Source organism: Paenibacillus sp. J22P15, from assembly GCF_056269345.1.
This window is the reverse complement of sequence record NZ_JBWDNT010000017.1, coordinates 49,464-70,666: the sequence shown is the minus strand read 5'-3', so window position 1 is coordinate 70,666 and position 21,203 is coordinate 49,464. Positions and strand designations below refer to the sequence as shown.

19 protein-coding genes and 1 pseudogene are annotated in these 21,203 nt (G+C 46.2%); 14 read left to right on the top strand and 6 right to left on the bottom strand.

The annotated features are described in order from the left end of the window. The gene (locus AC0YN6_RS24265; RefSeq protein WP_475750010.1) at positions 1–816 is read right to left on the bottom strand and encodes a lipase family protein; all 816 of its coding nucleotides are present in this window, start codon (positions 814–816) and stop codon (positions 1–3) included. A gap of 148 nt (positions 817–964) precedes the next feature. Between AC0YN6_RS24265 and AC0YN6_RS24260 the strand changes: the two genes are divergently transcribed. Further along, positions 965–1,933 (top strand): Gfo/Idh/MocA family protein, encoded by a 969-nt coding sequence (locus AC0YN6_RS24260; RefSeq protein ID WP_475750008.1) that lies wholly within the window; start codon positions 965–967, stop codon positions 1,931–1,933. 58 nt (positions 1,934–1,991) lie between these two features. On the opposite strand, the gene AC0YN6_RS24255 is transcribed toward AC0YN6_RS24260, so the two are convergent. Continuing rightward, on the bottom strand, positions 1,992–3,176 hold the full coding sequence (locus AC0YN6_RS24255) for a magnesium transporter CorA family protein (protein ID WP_475750006.1): 1,185 nt from the start codon (positions 3,174–3,176) through the stop codon (positions 1,992–1,994). A gap of 192 nt (positions 3,177–3,368) precedes the next feature. On the opposite strand from AC0YN6_RS24255, the gene AC0YN6_RS24250 reads away from it, so the two are divergent. Further along, complete coding sequence (locus AC0YN6_RS24250; protein ID WP_475750004.1) at positions 3,369–3,923, top strand: hypothetical protein; 555 nt, start codon at positions 3,369–3,371, stop codon at positions 3,921–3,923. A 109-nt stretch (positions 3,924–4,032) separates the two neighbouring features. Here AC0YN6_RS24250 and AC0YN6_RS24245 read toward each other — a convergent pair whose 3' ends face one another. Beyond that, positions 4,033–5,262: an NAD(P)/FAD-dependent oxidoreductase gene (locus AC0YN6_RS24245; RefSeq protein ID WP_475750002.1), complete on the bottom strand. Its 1,230-nt coding sequence runs from the start codon at positions 5,260–5,262 to the stop codon at positions 4,033–4,035. Positions 5,263–5,351: 89 nt separating this feature from the next. Further along, complete coding sequence (locus AC0YN6_RS24240) at positions 5,352–6,221, bottom strand: AraC family transcriptional regulator (protein WP_475750001.1); 870 nt, start codon at positions 6,219–6,221, stop codon at positions 5,352–5,354. 194 nt (positions 6,222–6,415) lie between these two features. On the opposite strand from AC0YN6_RS24240, the gene AC0YN6_RS24235 reads away from it, so the two are divergent. The 4 genes from AC0YN6_RS24235 (at position 6,416) to AC0YN6_RS24220 (ending at position 10,890) form a co-directional block, all read left to right on the top strand. Next, the gene (locus AC0YN6_RS24235) at positions 6,416–7,588 is read left to right on the top strand and encodes a galactokinase (RefSeq protein ID WP_475749999.1); all 1,173 of its coding nucleotides are present in this window, start codon (positions 6,416–6,418) and stop codon (positions 7,586–7,588) included. A 46-nt stretch (positions 7,589–7,634) separates the two neighbouring features. Further along, complete coding sequence (gene galE / locus AC0YN6_RS24230) at positions 7,635–8,624, top strand: UDP-glucose 4-epimerase GalE (RefSeq protein WP_475749997.1); 990 nt, start codon at positions 7,635–7,637, stop codon at positions 8,622–8,624. A 32-nt stretch (positions 8,625–8,656) separates the two neighbouring features. Next, positions 8,657–10,246, top strand: coding sequence for a UDP-glucose--hexose-1-phosphate uridylyltransferase (locus AC0YN6_RS24225; protein WP_475749996.1), 1,590 nt, complete (start codon positions 8,657–8,659; stop codon positions 10,244–10,246). Positions 10,247–10,437: 191 nt separating this feature from the next. Continuing rightward, a complete protein-coding gene (locus AC0YN6_RS24220) occupies positions 10,438–10,890 on the top strand; it encodes a hypothetical protein (protein ID WP_475749995.1) in 453 nt (150 codons plus the stop codon). A gap of 115 nt (positions 10,891–11,005) precedes the next feature. Here AC0YN6_RS24220 and AC0YN6_RS24215 read toward each other — a convergent pair whose 3' ends face one another. Further along, positions 11,006–11,233 carry a DUF1128 family protein gene (locus AC0YN6_RS24215; protein ID WP_475749994.1) on the bottom strand — a complete coding sequence of 76 codons (228 nt, stop codon included), beginning with the start codon at positions 11,231–11,233 and terminating at the stop codon, positions 11,006–11,008. A gap of 156 nt (positions 11,234–11,389) precedes the next feature. On the opposite strand from AC0YN6_RS24215, the gene yyaC reads away from it, so the two are divergent. The 5 genes from yyaC (at position 11,390) to AC0YN6_RS24190 (ending at position 16,561) form a co-directional block, all read left to right on the top strand. Then, positions 11,390–11,968 carry a spore protease YyaC gene (yyaC, locus tag AC0YN6_RS24210; RefSeq protein WP_475750094.1) on the top strand — a complete coding sequence of 193 codons (579 nt, stop codon included), beginning with the start codon at positions 11,390–11,392 and terminating at the stop codon, positions 11,966–11,968. A gap of 14 nt (positions 11,969–11,982) precedes the next feature. Then, positions 11,983–12,843, top strand: coding sequence for an alpha/beta fold hydrolase (locus AC0YN6_RS24205; protein WP_475749993.1), 861 nt, complete (start codon positions 11,983–11,985; stop codon positions 12,841–12,843). Between the two features lie 23 nt (positions 12,844–12,866). After that, positions 12,867–13,511, top strand: a complete 645-nt coding sequence (locus tag AC0YN6_RS24200; RefSeq protein WP_475749992.1) for a DUF6483 family protein — start codon at positions 12,867–12,869, stop codon at positions 13,509–13,511. A gap of 65 nt (positions 13,512–13,576) precedes the next feature. Next, entirely contained in the window at positions 13,577–14,770 is a 1,194-nt protein-coding gene (locus AC0YN6_RS24195; RefSeq protein ID WP_475749991.1) for a class I SAM-dependent methyltransferase, read from the top strand. A gap of 114 nt (positions 14,771–14,884) precedes the next feature. Continuing rightward, positions 14,885–16,561, top strand: a complete 1,677-nt coding sequence (locus AC0YN6_RS24190; RefSeq protein WP_475750093.1) for a histidine kinase N-terminal 7TM domain-containing diguanylate cyclase — start codon at positions 14,885–14,887, stop codon at positions 16,559–16,561. 231 nt (positions 16,562–16,792) lie between these two features. Here the strand turns inward: AC0YN6_RS24190 and AC0YN6_RS24185 are convergent. Next, positions 16,793–17,017, bottom strand: a pseudogene (locus AC0YN6_RS24185) (transposase); the annotation flags it as partial. A gap of 872 nt (positions 17,018–17,889) precedes the next feature. Between AC0YN6_RS24185 and AC0YN6_RS24180 the strand changes: the two are divergent. The 3 genes from AC0YN6_RS24180 (at position 17,890) to thiL (ending at position 21,192) form a co-directional block, all read left to right on the top strand. Further along, a complete protein-coding gene (locus tag AC0YN6_RS24180) occupies positions 17,890–18,972 on the top strand; it encodes an HD-GYP domain-containing protein (protein WP_475749989.1) in 1,083 nt (360 codons plus the stop codon). 174 nt (positions 18,973–19,146) lie between these two features. Further along, positions 19,147–20,016: a YitT family protein gene (locus tag AC0YN6_RS24175; protein WP_475749987.1), complete on the top strand. Its 870-nt coding sequence runs from the start codon at positions 19,147–19,149 to the stop codon at positions 20,014–20,016. Positions 20,017–20,088: 72 nt separating this feature from the next. Further along, positions 20,089–21,192, top strand: coding sequence for a thiamine-phosphate kinase (thiL, locus tag AC0YN6_RS24170; RefSeq protein WP_475749985.1), 1,104 nt, complete (start codon positions 20,089–20,091; stop codon positions 21,190–21,192). Positions 21,193–21,203 lie beyond the last annotated feature (11 nt).

The following is a 21,203-nucleotide window of genomic DNA, read 5'->3' as shown; positions in this document are numbered from 1 at the left end:
TTAAACCTCGATTGCAGGACACCAGCCGGGCGGCTCGGCGCAGATTGATAATGCAAAAGCAGGGTATTCATGGGCGAGATCTGCAAAATAGCTGGATATAACATGATTTCCGGCAACGGAGCCATTGCGGAACGAACGCTTGACCTCACCCTTTACGTGCAGGTAATAGTAGGTTTGTTTGGTCTTTGGCGATTGATAGACGAGGGTTGGCAGATGGGGAACAATATCAAATTCATTTTGAAACCGCCAATGCGTTGCGACCGTCGCATTATAGCTGCTGGCAAACTTCGGATCACCAACTCTAGGGGCTCCAAAGGTGTAAACGATGGGAGCAGTAAAAGCAGAATTGCTCGCTAAATCGATAGCAGCGAGCGTAGCAAGCGCACCTCCAAGGCTGTGGCCCGTAATAAACAGCGGCTTTTCTGGAGGAAGCTGGTTTAAAATTTCAATGATTTGTGTGCGAGCGGACATATAAATGTCGGTAAAACCTTTGTGAGTAAGGCCGACATTTTTGACTGGGAGGTATGTTGTTTGTTGAGCGATGAAATCGGATACCCAATCAACAGCGGAGCCGCTGCCGCGAAAGGCGAGTATGGATGCGCGTTCCGATGTTAAGACAAAACCAAAACGCTCATCACTGCTTTCGTAAGCCTTTGCTTTAAATTCACTTACTACGCTGTATGATCTCGGTACGAGAAACAATCCGTCCTTGTTATTGTATTGCATGTACGTTTGTCCGCAAACTGCAGCCAAAAATAGGGCAGTCCGCAGATCGAGATCTTGCGTAATTAAAGTGTTCCTCTTATTCGCTCTCATAACAACCCTCCGCTCAACAACCCGAGTCTTACCGATGTTGTAATATATGATGGGATAGGCAGATGGGTACCAGAGGAAAAAAATGGACTTTTCAAGGTGGATACAATTATAATCGGGGAGTAAAGCGATAATGAAAGGGGATTCATAAATGACTCTTCAAATAGGTATTGCGGGTACAGGCTGGTTTGGCATGATGCATGCTGAGAAGCTAGCAAGGCTGGAAGGTGTCAAGGTAGCAGCTTTCTTAGCTACCAGCCAGCAAAAAGCGGATGCGGCAGCACAGAAGTTTGAAGATGCACGAGGCTATCATTCCATAAATCAAATGCTTGACGATCGTAAGCTGGATGCAGTATACGTATGCGTACCGCCGTTCGCGCACGGAGAGATCGAGACCGCACTGGTTGAACGCGGCATTCCTTTTCTAGTGGAAAAGCCGATCGGCGTCGATGAACAGCTCCCTTCTGTGATTTTGAAAGGAATTGAAGAAAAGAAGCTAATTACTTCAGTAGGCTATCACTTCCGTTATATGGATGGTGTTGACCGCACAAGGGAACTCCTGCGTGAGCGCACGGCTTTAATGGCGCTGGGTTACTGGATGGGCTCGATGCCTGGCGTAAGCTGGTGGCGCAAAATGGAAGGGTCCGGCGGACAATTCGTTGAGCAGACAACGCATATTGTAGATTTGCTCCGTTATACTTTAGGTGAAGTGAGCGAGGTCTATGCTGCTTACGGCAATCGTTTCATGCATGAAGCTGAATCGGGCGTGTCTGTCCCTGATGTGGGTACGGTTACTCTGAAGCTGGTAAGTGGCGCTGTGGCTACTATCAGCAATACATGCGCAATTCCAGCAGGCGATCGGTCAGGTCTACATATCTATACGAATAAAGGTGTGTTGGAGTTAAGTCACGGAGGGCTGATCGATACAGAAGCTGGATGCAAGACAGAATATGCTAACCGAACGGATCCTTATGAGTCAGAGAACGCGGCATTTCTTCATGCTATTCGAACGGGCGATATTTCGAAGGTTCGTTCAAGCTATGCGGATGCAGTACTGACACATCGAGTGACAATGGCTGCGAACGAATCTGCTCGCACAGGATTGCCGATCAAGCTTTAGAATACGATGAATATGAAAACCGTCCATGAGGATCCTCATGGACGGTTTTTGATTTATATCAGCTTCGTTTTCGCTTAGTGCGCGTCTTCGTTAGAGGGGAATCAGAGGAAACATCCGAGGATGTGTTCTTTGAACGGCTTCCCTTGGAACGATTGGAGCGGTTTGTTGTAATAGGTGAGTCGGTAGTGATAATCTCTTTCGGATTGCGTCCGTTTAGCAAATCACCTGTCCAGCCCTTCTTCCACAGCCATAAATACAATAAAACCGTAATGACAAAAATAACTGTCATCATCGCTGTGAAACTCCATTTGTTTTCCTTGAATGGAAGGATCTCAAAGTTGACTCCCCATATGCCGCCTATGATGGTAGCAGGCAGAAACAATACGGTAAATATCGTGAGCGTTTTCATGATATCATTACCGCGAAAATTAGATATGGCGTCATCCATTGAGATAAGAGTGTCAATTTCTAGAGCATAATGCTTCAGCAGTGACTCGATTCTCTCCAGCCTGTGTGAGATTCGCTTGAAGCTGTCGGTTTCCGTAAGGTCATCCATGAAAGCTTCTTGAGCAGCGCTGTGCACCTCTCTGATGGGAATGAAGAGATGGCTCCAGTGAAGCAAATCATAACGTCTTTCGAAAATAGTATCGATAAGACCTGTGTGGTTTTCTCTGCGCATAGTCATTTCCAGCTCGCCGAGCCTCTTCTCAAATCCGTCGAGACCCGTTTGGAAGGTTGATAACATAATGCTGAGCATAATAAATAACGCCTCAGGGGCTGAGTCACAGCTTTCGAACTTTGAAGCGTGCTCTATAGATTGCAGCCGGAGTGGAATACGCATATCTTCATGCATCGTGAGCAGACGATCCTCAGTCAACCAGAAGTGAAAGGGTTGAATATCCGACTGATCCTCCGTCACTTGAAACATAAGTGTACCGTAGAGCAGCTTCTGCGAACGAACAGTGCTGCCAACGGATATTTGATTAGTTTGTCTGCCAGCGCATTCATCGATCCAAGAGGCGCATTCCGGAAATTGCTGCTTAAGGTCATCCCGAGCCTGCTCAGCGGTTTCCTGCTCCTTTTTGGTGAATGCTTTGATGGTCCTTTGCTCTTCATTTGAAGAGGCTTGTCGTTGTGCATCTTTCCTGCTTGGCAAGGGTTCATTCCTTACGGCTTGTTGCCGTGCTTGCTGCAGCACATGCCATTCCCATCCTGCGGGATAGCGAAGCATTCGATGAATCATCGCTTTGCCTCCTGCTTGTCCGATTTTCCAATATCTATTCCTCCATCATACCGCGAACTTCAATGATGCACAACCTGATCATCGTATTAGTTAAATCCTCTGTTATTTCGAGCCTTTATTCCGCATGTTGCGACTTAATTCGTCAAAAAAAGGGTATACCAACATAAGTATGTTGCATAGGAGGTTAAGGTGATGGCAAAAAAAATTGGTATTTTCGAAACAGAGCAGCAAGTAATAACGGCTATTGGGCAGTTAGAGCAAGCCGGATTTGTACAAGGAGAGCTTAAGGTGCTGGCGAAGGACTCCGAGCACTCCCGTCGTGTGGAAGCTGAGAGTGATGTCCATGTAGACGAGATCAGAGAGCTGGCGGATATGCCAGACCGTCAAGGGCTAGGCAGCTTTGGCATGGCTGCCGCCGCTGGGTTTGGAGGCGCGGGCATTAATTCTGTTTACGGCATGACAGGATATAGTTCAACGCCTTTTGTTGCAGGAGGCTATCCATTTGCAGCGGCTATGCTGCTTGGCGAAGATGAACATAGTGAAACTTTACAGTCACTTGGACTTGAGAATGAAGAGGTACGTTTATGCAATCAGGCGCTGCAAAGCGGGGCATTAATCGTTATTGTAGAAACGGATGAAAGCAAAGCTTTGTTTGACAAGGATGGCGGTCCGGATCTGTCGCGGCTCGGTGCAGCGGAAGCTGTATTCCGCACATGCAATGCCTCAACTATAGTAGCTGGCGAATAGACGGCCAGTTGGACTCGAGTCATGAAAGAAAGAAAGTAACTAAGAAGTCTCATTTAGTACGCAGAAATGTGTTGCGGCTGGATGAGACTTCTTTTTTTGTTTAGCTTGATTACACATTCGCTAAAGATTTGCGGTCTAGTTTCAGGATCTCGGTTAAATGATGCTCTTCACCGAGTATTAGATTAAGAAGCAAATGGGAAGCAAGCATACTATATACGGTGCCGTTGCCTCCGTATCCTAAACAATAATAGACGTTTTTCCAAGCTGGGTCAGCGCCTATAAAGGGCAAACCATCGCGCGATTCACCAAAGGTGGCGCACCATTCAAACGCGATAGGAGCTTGCAGCTCTGGGAATAATGCCTTTAACTGTGAGTGCAGCTTCTCACTGTGCTTTTTCCTATCTTTATCGCTATGCGTAGGCTTCTGGGTATGCTCATCCAAGCCGCCTACAACGACACGGTCATCAACCGTGGTACGCATATACAAATAGGGACGTGCGGTTTCCCATATGAGGAAGCGCTCATGCCAGCTTTGGAGATTTGGCTGCACATCTGTCACGAGTACGTAAGAGCGGTTAAGCTCCGCCTTGATCAGCTTGCCACGAAGCTCTTCAGGCTCATAGCCGACAGCATAAACGACATGCTCCGCTTCAATCTCATAGCCATCAGATGTACGTAATCGATGGATACCGCTTGGCAGCGTATCATGTGCTACAACATCGGTATGCTCATAAATCTCAAGTCCGGCTTCTGCGGCATCGCTTGCTACACCGTTAACGAACTGATAGGGATTCACCTCTGCGTCGCCATGTGCGACGATAGCACCTGGTTTTCGGAAAGGGAAGTGTTTTACAATATCGTCGGAGGACCAAAACTCAACTTCAAGTCCGCACGCCTTCAGTGCCTCATATTCCCGTTTGAGTTTAGGCAGCTCCTGCTCGGATGAAGCATAGTATAAGCTGCTTCTTCTAATAAAGCCGACATCGACAGAAAGGGATTCGGCTGTTTTTTCGAGCATTTCGACGGCATCCCTGCATGCTTTATAGAAGATTTGCGCATCCCGCTCCCCGATCTGGTCGATGAGATCGCACAGCATAATGTCGTTGCAAAATTGCAGTAGACCCGTATTCGCGGATGTGCTGCCCCCTGCAACCTGTCCTCGTTCAAACATCATGGTGGACAGGCCGCTATGATTAAATACAGAAGCGCATATGGTGCCGGACATCCCGCCGCCAATGACAGCTACTTGTGTTTTTCTATTTTGCCGCAAGGGTGGATACACCTTGGGATTGTTTAATGTAACCGGCCAATATAAGTTACCGGTGTGTAGCTCCTTCACTGGTCATCACTCCCTACGATAGTATTACCCGAATTTACGAATATGAAGCGCAGGGAAGCTGATACTGACAGCAAAGGGGCGGGGTGTATCTATTCCCCTAAGTTCCGCATGGCAAGGCGGTATGCTGTGGGAGATTGGCCATGCAGTCGGCGGAATTGTTTGGAGAAATATAGTGCATCTTGCAGGCCAACCGATGCGGCAATTTGTTCAACGGTGAGCTCGGGCCGCTCACGAAGCATTCGGCGCGCATTGTCGATACGAAGCTTAAGCAGGAAAGTAACAGGTGAAACACCAATCCGCTGCTTGAATAAGCGAGACAAATACGCTCTGTTGTAGCCAAGCGATTCGGCCATTTGTTCGATGGAGACAGGCTGAGCATACTGCGTGGATAAGTAATGTATAACTTGCTGCAGCAGGTGGTCGCCTTCTGCTTGCGCCGTACGGATTGAGGTGCCGCTGAGTTCGTTAAGCACAGTTTTGTATTCAGCCAGCAGCAAATGCAAATAGCCGACTGCCTTCATATCCGATGAAGCGCTGCCTTGCCTAAAGGTTTCGTAAATTTGGCGAAACAGGGCAACCGCTCGCCGTTTATCCGGTGTGAACACAACCTGCCGCTCAGTTGTAAAGCCGCTGCTAGCAACCAATTCAGCTGACAGAGTTCCATTAAAGGCAACCCAGCGATAACGCCAAGGCAAATCTCTGTCAGATTCGTAGCTGATTAGTTGTTCTGGTTCAATCAGGAACGTATAGCCTGCGTGCAGCTCATGCTTAACCTCATTGCAAATAAAGATCCCTTTCCCCTCAAGCACAATGTGCATCAAATAGAAGTCGTAAACCTTGGGACCTAGCCGGTGGAGCGGCTTCGTTTGGCTCTCGCCTGAGAACAATACATTAAGAGGCGATTGCGCGCTATCCCCAATAACCGGGTTGGAGGCAACGGTATACATATCCTGCTGCATAACTTTACACCTGCTTTTTATTTAAATGTAAACATAAGAAATTGTAGTATTTACAATATCATAGCATGTCCTATGACGGACAGAGAAGTCACATTAATCCATATAAAAAGCACTTGCCGCCATTTTGTTTTCCAGTTGTTTACCTTATACTAAAGTTATAATTCAAACCTACAAAAAAAGGAACGTGATAGCAAATGGCAAACATTGACGCGCTAACACAGCAATTCATACAACAATACGGCGGAGACGTGAGTGACATCGCAGTATTTCATGCTCCTGGCCGTGTAAACCTAATTGGTGAGCATACAGACTATAATGGCGGCTATGTATTTCCAGCTGCTTTGACATTTGGAACAACTCTTCTCATTCGCAAGCGTTCTGACAATCAACTGGGACTTGCGACAACTAACTTCCCAGCTTCAAAAAGCTTTGCACTCGAAACCATTGCTTATGACGATGCTGATGACTGGATGAACTATCCGAAGGGAATCGTTCATACGCTTAAGCAAACCGGCGTAGAGCTGTCCAGTGGATATGATTTGCTGTACCATGGCGAAATTCCGAATGGCGCTGGACTATCCTCCTCTGCTTCCATTGAGGTCGTAACAGCATTTGCTCTTCAAACGCTTGAAGGATTGCAAGCGGATAAGGTGAAAATCGCATTGCTTTCACAAAAGTCCGAAAATGAGTTTAATGGTGTACAATGCGGAATCATGGACCAATTTGCAGTAGCGAACGGAAAAAAAAATCACGCCATTCTGTTAATGTGCGATACGCTTGAGTATGATCTTATTCCATTTGATTCTGGCAGCTATAAGCTGGTTATCGGAAATACGAATAAGCGCCGCGGCCTTGTTGACTCTGCCTATAATGAACGCCGTGCGCAGTGCGAGCAAGCTGTAGAGGACCTGAAAGCTGCATTCCCTGAGCTTACGCTGCTCGGACAAATCAATCTGGAGCAATTCAACTCCGCCAAGCATTTGATCAAGGATGAAATCGTCCGCAAGCGCGCACAGCATGTCGTAGAGGAAATCGATCGTGTATTGCAATCGATTAAAGCACTAAAAGCAAACGATCTAGTCCAATTTGGTCAATTAATGAACGGGTCGCATGATTCGCTCCGTGATCTTTATGAAGTAACAGGCGCTGAACTGGATGCAATGGTAGCGGCAGCGCGCCATGTGCCAGGTGTTCTTGGTTCACGTATGACGGGTGCAGGCTTCGGCGGCTGTACAGTTTCACTTGTTCATGAGGAAAGCGTTGAAGCGTTTAAAGAAGAGGTAGGCAGCAAGTACAATGAAGCAACAGGTTTAACGGCGGACTTCTATGTTTGCACAATCGGCAATGGCGTAGAGCGCCTTGTTTAAATAGAATTAAAGCAGCGACATCCAAGTTGGAGAGGGGAAATGAATTATGGCAGTACTAGTAACTGGAGGAGCCGGTTATATCGGCTCGCATGCGGTAGCGGCATTGCAGGAACGCGGCGAGGAGATCGTAATCGTCGACAATATGCAGCAAGGACACCGCAAAGCATTGCTTGGAGGCAAGCTTTACGAGGGTGATCTTCGCGATGCGGCTTTCATGGATACTGTTTTTCAAGAAAATGAGATTGATGCAGTCATTCACTTTGCAGCGAATTCACTCGTTGGTGAAAGCATGAAGGATCCAGGCAAATATTATCACAATAACGTGTTTGGCACGCTTTGCTTGCTTGAGAAAATGAATGAATACAATGTACGTAAAATCGTGTTCTCGTCTACAGCAGCAACTTACGGCGAGCCGGAAAATGTGCCAATTGATGAATATGATCGCACTCTTCCGACAAATGCATACGGTGAAACCAAGCTAGCAATGGAAAAAATGATGAAATGGTTCGACGTTGCTCATAACATCAAGTTTGTTTCGCTTCGTTATTTCAATGCGGCTGGCGCTCATGCGAGCGGCCAAATCGGTGAAGATCACAGCCCGGAAACGCATTTGATTCCTATCGTGCTCCAAGCAGCGCTTGGCCAGCGTCCACATATCTCTGTCTTCGGAGAAGATTATGAGACGCCAGATGGCACTTGTATCCGTGACTATATTCATGTAAGCGACCTTGCCGATGCGCATGTTCTTGCTGTGGATCGTCTTCGCGGCGGTGCAGAAAGCTCTGTATACAATCTAGGCAACGGAACTGGCTTTTCGGTAAAACAAGTTATAGATATTGCTCGTGCCGTTACTGGCAAAGAAATTCCTGCTGTATTCGAAGCTCGCCGTGCGGGTGACCCTGCGATTCTCGTTGCTTCTTCTGACCGGGCCCGCAATGAGCTGGGCTGGAATCCGAAGCGCGACAAGCTGGAGGATATCATCAAGAGCGCTTGGAACTGGCATGAAGCGAATCCGAATGGTTATAACGACAAATAGGTTACCTGCTGTATGGAAAGGAGCTGCATCACATGTTAAATGAACAACAAGGGATATCAGCAAACGATGCGCTGATTCTGATAGAGCGCTTGCTACAATTCGCAATGCAGCGCAAGCTGCTCAATGATCCGCTTGATACGCATGCAGCAAGAAACGAACTACTCGTTCTATTCCGCTTTACGGAGCCGTATGAGGGTGAAGTGGCAGTGGAGCAACTGGATAGTGCAGTCCCGCTTCTTGAGTCATTGCTTGATTATGGCTACGCAATCGGACTAATTCCTGATAATACGACGACTTATCGTGACTTGCTCGATGCACGTATTATGGGCTTCTTGCTGCCGCGTCCTTCTGAAGCCAGCGCTGCATTTCAACGTTTGGCGAAAGAAGAGAGCTTACAGGCAGCAACGGATGCCTTTTATAACTTGAGCATTGATTCAAACTACATCCGGATGGACCGCATTCGTAAAAATTTGTATTGGCTGCACGAGACTGAATTCGGTAATCTTGAGATTACGATAAATCTCTCGAAGCCTGAGAAGGACCCGAAGGAGATCGCGTTGCTCAAAACGATGCCGCAGGCGAAATATCCGAAGTGCTTGTTATGTGTCGAAAATGTTGGATACGCAGGACGTCCTGATCATCCTGCTCGCCAAAACCTGCGCGTCTTGCCTCTTACTCTGCAAGAAGAGCAATGGTATCTACAGTATTCGCCATACGTGTATTACAATGAGCACAGCATTATTTTCAAAGGCGTACATGAGCCTATGGTTATTTCACATTCATCGTTCGCGCGGTTGCTTGATTTCGTTGAGCAGTTTCCGCATTATTTTATCGGCTCCAACGCTGATTTGCCGATCGTCGGCGGCTCAATTCTAAGCCATGATCATTTCCAAGGCGGTCGTCATGTGTTTCCGATGGAGGCTGCCTCAACAGATGTGTTGTTTGTTGATTCTAAGCTGCCGGGCATCCGCTTCGGCATCGTGAACTGGCCGATGTCGGTGGTAAGGGTGAATGGCACATCGAAAGCTGATGTTCTTCATGCTGCATGCAGGCTTCTTGATGAATGGCGTTCTTACAGTGATGCTGCTGTTGATGTGTTGGCATTTACAGAACAATCGGACGGCACACGTACGCCGCATAACACGATTACCCCTATCGCTAGGCTTAGGGATAACGGCGAATACGAGGTCGATTTGGTGCTTCGGAATAACCGTACGAGCGACGAGCATCCGGACGGTATCTTCCACCCGCATCAGCATTTGCATCATGTGAAGAAAGAAAATATCGGCTTGATTGAAGTGATGGGACTTGCGGTACTTCCAGGACGCCTTAAAGAGGAACTGGAGCAAATCGAAGCTTATTTGTCAGGTGCATCGGTTGCTGTACCAGAGGAGCTGTATGCAGACTCTCATCCTCTTCATAAGCATGCGGAGTGGCTGCTGTCTCTAATCCAGCGTTTTGGTACATCAAATACGAAGGAACAAGCAAAAAAAATCGTCGAATCCGCAACCGGAAGCAAGTTTCTAGAAGTGCTGAAGGATGCAGGCGTGTACAAGCGTACAGCAGATGGCGTCGCAGCTTTTGAGCGTTTCTTAACGTCCATCGGACTTCAAAGAGCATAATAATAGTAGAACCTCCATTTACGCTAGCAATATAGCGATTGAATGGAGGTTTTCTATTGATTCATATACAAGGAATGTGAAATTATATTAATTTGTAAAGGGACAAAATTTATGGTATTTTTTATATAATAAACAAAGCAATTTAATTATTTTTATTTATACTCTATAAACTATTTATCGGAGGGGTCAATATGTCCGAAAAAATGCTGCCGTTGGACGATTTTTTGCAGCTCGGAACAGATGAGCAAGTAGAGAAATTGAAGCGCTGGAAGATGGATTACACGCTTAAAGACATCCGAGAAGCTTGGAATTTCAAACATTCCGCGCAATATTATATGCTGTTGAAGAAACTGCGTATTTATGAAAGAGTCGTAAATAAATCAGATAAATTTTATCCTGTACAGGAGCAACTCGTAAGTAGAGCGAATTCTGGCGGAGATCGCGGATGGTCAGGGCAGTCAGCATTCGCTGATCGCAAGCTGCCTTCAGACAGCTTCGATTACCATTTGAATACAACGCTCAGCGGTCCCGCGCTAGCAGATAAGCTGGAGAGAATCGCACATTTCCTGAAAGGCGAGCATAAAGAAGTATCGATTAAATTGTCTATAGAAGCTGCAGATTTGGATACGGAAGAGCAGGAATAGCTCCTGAGAGAAACAAGAAGAACCGAGCTCGGCGTAGGTGCCTGCTCGGTTCTTCTTTTGTAGAAAAACGAAAATAAATGTCTGATAATGGAATATAATATTTGTAAATAGTTCTTTATTTCATACGAAGCTTTCCGAGTTCGGACACAAGAGCTTCAACCTCGCTGATGCTGAATTTATCCTTGAATGCGACTACCTCGTACAGATCTTTTATATCCTCATATTTTTCGAGGTCAAAGTTAGAAGCCTGCATGGCAGCAGCGGAAGCCATTTTCAGCTTTGTTTTGATGATGTCAATCATAAACGCCACATTTTCTTGCGTCTGTAAGTCTAAATTCGTCATGGAGTGCCTCCTAAATTTTTTGTGAGCCGTAAGCGGCTTCGAGAGAATAGGTTTGTTCGAACGTTTAGCTTTGCTGCAATTGTAACATGATTCAAATGTGAATGACCACAAATTGAACAGTATCTTAAAATTGGATACAATTAAACGAAGTAATGAATAGCAATCGATTACAGGGCAGGTGCAAGGGCAACGGAACAACTAGCGAAGAGTGAATTGGAACTTTTTTTAAAGACAATTGCAAATAGATATAGCAGTCGCGACAGCATCGTATTTGTGTGCATTGGCAGCGACCGTTCGACAGGTGATTCCTTCGGTCCATTAGTGGGAACGATGTTGGTGGAACGCGGCTGGCCGAATGTAATCGGTACACTACAGAAGCCTTGCGACGCGCATGCTGTTGAGCAAGCCGCACAGCAGCTGTATCAATCGGCGATTGTTATTGCCATTGATGCATGCCTTGGCAAGCCGAGCTCTATCGGCCGTTTCATCGTGAATGAAGGACCGCTTGAGCCAGGCAAGGCAATTGGCCGTAGACTTCCTGCAATCGGGCATTATAGTATTGCCGGCGTTGTGAATGCAAACGGCCCCAAAGCATATTGGATGCTGCAAACTACGTCACTCTATCAAGTGATGCGTATGGCGCGAGAGGTTGCAAATTCAATCGACACAGCTTGGGACAAGCAAACGGATAATTTGGCAGTCGTAAATGACGATATACAAATCCCATCTGTATAAGGAGAATGAAGTAAATGACAAGAGAAGACGACGGAAACGTATACTCAATCGCACAGCGTAAGCTTTTTTTGAATAGCGGTGTAGAACTCGCTTATTATGATTCTCATCCAAATGACGGAGGCGAGGCTGACGGTATTACCGAGGTTGTTGTATTGCTGCACGGCTATTGCGGCAGTTCTGCATATTGGGAAAATATCGTGGAAGAGCTGGAGCAATCCGTACGCATTATTGCACCTGACGCACGCGGGCATGGCAGAAGCAGTGCGCCAAGCGAAGAAATCTATACGATGGAAATGTATGCCGAGGATGTTGCTGAGCTGCTTATTAGGCTGCAAATTCACAATGCAGTATTGCTCGGTCACTCCTTAGGTGGTTACATCACACTTGCCTTTGCAGAGAAATATACCAAGAAGCTTTCTGGTTTTGGTCTTATTCATTCGACAGCGCTTGAGGATAGTGAAGCAGCTAAAGAAAATCGGGATAAAGCGGTTGCAGCACTTGAGCAGAGCGGTATAATACCATTCGTTGACGGACTAATCCCTAAGTTGTTTGCGCCAGCTAATGTGGATGCAATGTCTGAAGAGGTGGAACTCGGAAAGAAAATCGGTTATGGCACTTCATTGCAAGGTGCAATCGGGACGGCAAAAGGCATGAAGGCACGTCTAAATCGTACACAAGTTATCGAGCAATCAGAGTTGCCTGTTCTTCTTGCAGCTGGGGCATCCGATAAGGTTATTCCTATAGAAAATGTTTTTGCAGCAGTTAACGGATTAACGACGAAAGTAGAGCTTGCGGGTGCGGGACACATGGGGATGATTGAAGAGCCGAAGCAGCTGATCAAGGCAATTTTAGACTTTGTGAACAAGAAGCAGTAGATTGCAGGGGGAGGGGAATCCTAATGTTTCAGCGCGATTACTTCATGCGAATGATTGAGCAGATGACAGAAGCGGTTGGTCAAATTTTGAATTTGAGACGAGAGCGCAAACATGAGGAAGCTTTGCTATTCATCGATGAGCTACTGGATACGAAGTTTCGGCTAAGCAGCAAGCTTATTCGTTCCTTGTCAGATGAGGATTTATTGAAGATGATGACGACCAACGGTATATTGGAAACGGATCATTTGCAAGCCATTGCCATTCTGATGAGGCAAGAAGCAGAATTGAATGGCGACCTGGGGCGCGAGGACGAGAGCTTCTTCGCGTATGTGAAGTCACTGCATCTATTCATAAGATTATCGCTTGCTGATGCCGAGCCGACGATTGTTGAGCCCCGTGTACAAATAGGAGAGCTGCTTGAGCGGCTGCTTCCATATGAGCTGCCGCTGTCGACGAAGCGTTTATTAATGGAATGGCTTGAAGCGGAAGGACGATATGACTCTGTTGAAAATGTGATGCATGAACTGCTTGAAGATCATGCTCTGAGCCCGAAGGAAGCAGAAGCAGCTTATCGGCGAATATTACTGCAATCGGATGAGCAGCTTGAGGCTGGAGGCTTGCCGCGCGATGAAATTAAGCAAGCAATTGAAGATCTTAGTAAGCTATAAGAGGTATCTTTAGCATAAGGCAATAATATTAGTTTCAAAAATGGTATAGGAATGAGTGGATCAGCATGACGGAACAATGGCAGCAAGAGATGACACAATGGATCGATGGCAAAGAGCTGCTGCAAGCTACGCTTAGTCAGCCAAAGCGGAAGGATGGAACGGCAGCGCCCAAAACGATCATCCGCCCAATCGAGATGAAGAACGGGTTGTATTATCAGTTTGAATATCATTTTGCGAATAAGGTAACTCATGACAATGTTGCTGAGCCGCAAGCAGCAGAACGAATCATTGATCTACTTCAGGAAAACTACCGTCAGGCGCTTGTGAAAACGCAGGAGGCAGATGTTCAGCTGCTCTTTAGCAAGAAGGGCAAAGCAGCTATTCTTAAGAAACCGCCTACTGGTGATTCAAGCAAGGCGAAAATGCAGCATAATAGACAGAAGCAGCGTATATTGGCGGAAAACCAAGCGGCGCCCTTCCTTGTCGAGCTTGGCATCATGACGCCGGAGGGTCTTGTCCACGCGAAAAAACAGGACAAGTACAGACAAATTAATCGGTTTCTAGAGATGGTCACTGATGTGCTGGCGTATTTGCCTACCGATAGGGAAATTACAATCGTTGATTTTGGCTGCGGTAAATCATACTTGACGTTTGCGTTATATCACCTGCTTGCTGTCGAGCAGCAGCGAAATATAAATATTATTGGGCTTGATTTGAAAGCAGATGTTATTGCATTCTGTTCTAAGCTCGCGGAGAAGCTTGGTTATGACAAATTAAAATTTCTCGTAGGCGACATTGCAGAGTATGAGGAGCTGCAAACTGCTGATATGGTTGTCACACTGCATGCGTGTGATACAGCTACCGATGCCGCGCTCGCCAAAGCAGTGAATTGGGGAGCTTCGGTTATTATGTCGGTTCCCTGCTGTCAGCATGAACTGTTCAAGCAAGTAAGTAATGATGTTTTATCCCCGCTTCTATCTCAAGGCCTGTTGAAGGAGCGATTCTCTGCACTCGCTACAGATGCAGCACGCGGAACATTACTTGAGGTGCTGGGGTATAAGGTTTCAATGCTAGAATTTGTAGACCCGGAACATACGCCTAAAAATCTACTTATTCGAGCAGTCCGTTCAGAGCAGCATGGGCTTTCTATGAAAAAGTGGGAACAATACGAGCAATTTCGTAAGTTTCTAAACATATCTCCATCGCTTGAGCATATGCTTTCCGATCGATGGCCCGACCGAGGTTCCAAACAAAGTTAATTAATTACAAAAGCTGTACATTTTTTGAGCGTAATCAATTGTCCATAGTATGAACATTTGCTACAATGGAAGAAGATGGCTACAAAAATGAATGGGTGAACAGTATTGGAATGGATGATCTGGCTAGACTTTAGTATGTTTCTAGTGCTGTTCGGCTTGTTTTTCTACGTGTTTTCTTCCAGCAACGTCACGATATTGCATCGTATGTACTTAACGCTGCATGTTGCATTTATGAGTTGGACGCTCTTTCAATTTGTTGCACATACTGCTACTTCTTCGGACTTTAGACTGTTTTTTCTTACGCTATCCTACGCAGGGCTTTCCTTACTCGGAATTGGATGGTTCGTATTTATCGTTTATCTCACCGGCCAGTCGTATGTTATACGAAAGAGCCGGTTGTTCATTATGGCGTTGCCAGCGCTTACTTCTGTCGTATTAGTCATTATTAACCCTAACGGCATGTTTATGAGAGTTAATGAGCAGCTTAGCCCGCTGAAGCAGCTTGAATCAGGACCGTTATACTGGTTTATGATTGTGCAGCTGATGCTGTATGTTGTTGTTTCTTTTATTATTATGTTTTATAAGCTGCGGGGTGAAAACTCAGTTCAGCAGCGCACATTGATCAAGACCGCGATAAACGGTATGTTTCTACTCGTCTCGTTTGCTTTAACGGATTTGGTTATCAATGTCCTATTAATTGATAGGATGGTTCAGTATTTTCCGATTATTTCAATAGGGATGGCTTTTGCTGCTGTTTATTTGGTGCATGCCATTAGGCGCAACAGGGTACTCGATATTATCCAAACCGTCCAAAGAGATGTTATGAATACGATGTCGATGGGGATTGTCGTATTAGATGAGAACGGTATTATTATTGATGTGAATAAAGTGATCAAACCGATTATCAGGCTTCGGATAGGCGATAAATTTATTCCTTCTCTACTAGAACCACAATTAAAAGGTCAGATTACTAGTGAGGTTACCGCTTTTTTTGAAGCTCAGTGTAAACGTCCTTTGGAAAGGTTAGAGATGGAAATTGCAATCCAGCATGATAAGTACAGACATATCATCGTTCAGTCCGCCCCAATTTTTGACATGAAGAAGACGTTAGTAGGCAGAGTGCTGACCTTCCAGGATGTGACGGAGCTTCGACTGCTGGTTGAGGAAACGAATAGTCAGAATGAGCTCCTTCAGGATCGAAATAGGGACCTGCTTATTATGCAGGACGAGCTGTTTCAAGCGAATAAGAAGCTTGAGCATATGGCGATTACGGACGGTCTGACCGGCTGCTATAACCGGCGTTATTTGCTTCATCAATTGGAGCATGAGGTCGTTGCGAATATTCGTTATGGCATTCCTTTCTCTATTTTTTTATTCGACCTTGATCATTTTAAATTAATCAACGATAAGTATGGTCATTTAATTGGAGATGAAGTGCTTTGCGGTACGGTCGATGCGGTGCGGGGAGTTTTACGGTTTACGGATTTATTTGCGCGTTATGGCGGAGAAGAATTCACCGTATATTTGCCGCATACTAACCGAGAGCAAGCGGATCACATTGCCGGACTTCTTATGGAATCGGTTGAGCAGAATAAAATAAGTATGGGGACGGCGGAGGAGCCTATATCGGTAACGGTAAGTATGGGAGTAATCTCTATTGAGCATTTTGAACCTTCCGATTTAGCTGACCCGAAAGCCTTTTTACGTGAGCTGCTCTCACAAGCGGATGCCGCATTGTATGAAGCGAAATACAATGGCCGCAATCGAATGGTCAAACGAAAACTAGCCTAAAAGAGACCGTCCCAAAAGGGGTAAAGTTTTTAAATTAATTACGATTGAGTCGCCTTGAACTATCACGAAAACGGCCATGCAGGTCTAAGCCCGCATGGCCGTTTTGGATTTTTTTCGATCGTTAATTTCTTCAGCAGATTGTGGGCAAGCTGTCCCGGCCACCAAGCTTACTTTTTGTAAGCCTCGAAGCAGAAATCTGCGAAATCCTCGATTGTTCTTCACGTGACCAAAGTGATACGTATTGTTTTTGACCAGCGCTCTGCGTTCTTCCTCTTCCAGATAAGCGTATTTCTCTTCGCTACCATATCCTGCATCTGCGATGATCGTACCGGGAAGTTGCCCTACTGTTGCTTAGACTTTTTCCAGATGGGGTTTCAGGCACCGGGTATCCGCCTTGCGCTGATGAAGGCTGTAACTGACAATGAATTGATTCTCTGTTCCGGCCTGTACATAGTAAGGATAACTGATCCATGGTATATTCGATGAACATATGAAGCCTCTCTTTATTCAGAAATGGTTGGTGGTACTTCCATTTTAACAAGGGCAGGTTTCTTTTGCTTTTAAAATGTTCAAGGTTCAACCAAACGGAGCAGGTCGAATGATTCTGGAGAAGCGCCAGCGGTCGCCTTTGTTCACGGATTCCTTCCTCGGCCAATTCATTCCAGGAATCCGCGAACAACAGCGATCGGAAGAACATTCGACTGCGTAGTGAATTTGGGAACCACATTTGTTCTGAATAGAAAGGGGCTCTCCCATCGTCATCTTTGATGACTTTTGGGACAGTTCCATTATGCCGCTCATTTCGCCAATGCGCCTCTAAAGCGCCGGATTATCAGAAATAGGTCTAGAAACTAGACCTATTTCCCTAAAAACGACCAATTCTACACAAATAGATCTAGAAACTAGATCTATTATGCTGCCCATTCCGCCAATGTGCCTCTAAAGCGCCGGATTATCAGAAATAGGTCTAGAAACTAGACCTATTTCCCTAAAAACGACCAACTCTACACAAATAGATCTAGAAACTAGATCTATTATGCTGCCCATTTCGCCAATGCGCCTCTAAAGGGCCGGATTATCAGTATTAAATCTAGAAACTAGACCTATTTCCCTGAAAACGACCAATTCTACACAAATAGATCTAGAAACTAGATCTATTATGCTGCCCATTCCGCCAATGTGCCTCTAAAGCGCCGGATTATCAGTTACCTCTACTTTAGGGACATCCTCTTTTTCGTGTGTCTTGCATAGTCAGTCGGACATAGTTCTGATAAAATAGATAAGATCCGGTTACAAGTGCAAAATTATCAAAGGCGGGAACTAATCTAATGAGAAAAGTGCAGATTGGAATGGTCAAGCCGGGGGACAAGGTGGCTAAACCCATTTTTCAAGAAAACGGCAGCGTGCTTCTGGGAGAAGGGGTTGAATTAAATGATCGTTACATCGATCGATTGTGCAACTTGGGCATCGATTTTCTATTCATAGAGGACGGGTTGACGGCGGATCTGATTCCTGAAGATACGATTCGTGAGGAAACGCGTAAGCAAGCAGTCGATTCTATATATAAGACGATGAACTCCTTTAAAGACCAAACTGTAACAAAAGGGCGAACAATAGCACCAGATATGGGCCGGAATTTTCGGGCGGTATTCGGGCAAATCATGCAGGATTTATCTTCGCGCCCTAATATGCTCGTTAATTTAACGAGTATTCATGCAATGGGCGGCTATTTGTTTCAGCATTCCTTTAATGTGGCCGTGCTTGCCGGTATTATGGGTATGGCAAAGGGCTTTAACCGCAATCAGCTTGAAGAACTTGGCATAGGGGCGCTGCTCTTTGATATCGGCATGACGAAGGTACCGCAAAAGCTGTTGACTCATACCGGCGGTTTATCGATGGCGGAACGTGTAGTCATCGAAAGCCATGCTAAGGAAGGTTTCGATATATTACGTAAATATCATGATATATCTATCGTTTCTGCACATTGCGCGCTTCAGCATCATGAACGCTTTAACGGGTCAGGCTATCCACGAGGGCTAAAGGAAAATGAAATTCATATGTATGCTCAAATCGTAGGATTAGCAGACACATTCGATGCTTTAACATCACCAAGGCCGCATCGCAAGCGTTATACAGCGAGCGAAGCCATTGAGTTTTTGTTTGCTGCTGGCGGCACTTTTTTTGATTTTGATCTCATCAAGCTGTTTTGTCGACATATATCGATTTATCCGATTTCAACTTCGCTTTTGCTTAGTACAGGCCAAGTGGGCGTCGTATCGGAAAATAATGAACTGGCTGTTCATCGTCCCCGCGTACGGATTATTATGGAGGCGGATGGCACGATGCCCGCTTCTGCCTATGAGGTTGAGTTAAAGAACGAGCTTCATATTACCATCGTAAAAGAGTTATAGTTTCTCTCTCAACTGATCGTGAAATATTGTAGGGAAATCTATCCGCTAGCGGCATTTAGCTGCTAAATGCGGAAGGTTTCTTTTTTTTGCAATAATGGTAGACTTGCTTTATATCTGGCAGTGTTTAAGGTAAAATAATGAGAAATAGAGCTCGTAGGGGATGTGCGTTCATTTATGGGATCATTACAGCACCACAAACTGTCCAAGCTCGAAGTACTGCGAAGAGTTCTATTTATTACTCTCGGCGCTGCACTGGTTTCGGTTGGGCTGGAAATCTTTCTAGTACCAAATCACATTATTGATGGTGGTATTGTCGGCATATCGATCATGGCCTCCTATTTATCGAAGGTGCCGCTTGGTCTTTTTCTATTTCTTTTAAATCTTCCTTTTTTGTTTCTCGGTTATAAGCAAATTGGCAAAACCTTCGCAATATCGACGCTGTATGGTGTATCGGTCATGTCGCTAGGAACGTTTTTGCTTCATCCAGTACCTCCGCTTACGGTAGAGCCTTTTCTCGCTGCTATTTTTGGCGGTGTCATATTAGGCATTGGCGTGGGCATGGTCATTCGCTTCGGCGGATCACTGGACGGTACTGAAATTGTTGCTATCGTCTTTAATAAGCGGGTTCCGTTATCCGTAGGCGAGACGGTTATGTTTTTCAATTTATTTATTCTTGGCAGCGCGGGATTCGTGTTTGGCTGGGATCGGGCGATGTATTCTCTTATCGCGTATTATATTGCTTATAAGCTAATTGATATCACGATCGAGGGCTTCGATGAATCGAAGGCTGTATGGATCATTAGTGACGAATCGAAAGAAATTGGCTCGGCAATTATGAGTAGGCTCGGACGCGGCGTTACTTATTTACATGGTGAGGGCGGCTTTACTGGCGGCAGCAAACGCGTTATTTTCTGCGTAATTACACGGCTTGAAGAAGCAAAGATGAAGTCAATTGTTCACGAGCTCGACCCTGTCGCTTTTCTCGCTGTAGGCAATATTCACGATGTGAAGGGCGGACGGTTTAAGAAACGGGATATTCACTAATGATGATAGTAGTACTATTCAGGACGGTGAAGCCGCCCTGGCAAGCTGTAAGCGGCGGGCTACTGTTTTGAGATGAAGGAGATCAGCATTTTGGATGAGTTTGCGAGTATTCATCATTGGACGGCCGGCAGGCAAGATGGCGATTGGCAAAGTCGGCGTGGTGTTGTAATAGGAATTGGTGATGATACCGCCGTAGTTGATCCGGCTTCTGCCGCGGATGGCATAGCATCACCAAAGCGGACGCTGCTGGCTGTCGACACGATGGTGGAGACGGTGCACTTCAAGCCGTCGACGATGCGGGATGAGGATGTCGGCTATAAGGCGCTTGCCGCGAACATTAGCGATATTGCCGCGATGGGAGGCGTGCCCTTGCATGCGCTCGTCTCGGTCAGCGTGCCCCCATCGTATACGCCGGAGCGGATGCGGAGGTTGTATGATGGGCTGTACGAGTGCGCCGAGCGCTACGGGGTTGCCGTTGTTGGAGGCGATACGACGTCGGCGCCGGAGCATTTGGTTATCGCGGTAACGGTGGTTGGAACCGTTGAAGCGGGACGTGAGCTGTGTCGCTCGGGCGCTAAGCCGGGCGATGCTGTGTTTGTGACCGGCGCCGTGGGTAAGTCGGCGGCGGGATTGCATGCGCTCCTTGTAGAGGAGGAGCGCACCGTATTGCAGCCCGCGGATTTCAAAGCGGGTAGTGAAGGTTTGCTCGTGCAGGCGCATCAGCGGCCGAGTCCTTCGGTTCGGGCAGGCAGGCTACTGCTTGAATGCGGGAGCTGTCATTCGCTTAATGATGTGAGTGACGGGCTGGCGAGCGAAGCATGGGAAATTGCTGAAGCATCAGGGCTTCGCCTTGTGCTTCATGAAAGGCTTTTGCCAAAGAGCGGCAGTATAGCTGCTTACGCATCAAAAGTTGGAGTAGACCCGCTGGAGTGGATGTTGTACGGCGGTGAAGATTACGTCTTGCTTGGCACAATCGCATCCGAGCATGCGGAAGTGATGCGAGCGGCTTTCCATCAAGAGGGGATTCCGTTTTTTATTATTGGAGAAACCAAGACGGGGGAGGCCGCTGTAGAGCTGGTCCGTCATGATCAAGCTTTTGAGGGAAAAGAATCACGGTCACACATAGAGAAGAGAGTTTTACTTAAGAAACGCGGATATAATCATTTTTCGTCATGAACGGGTGAATC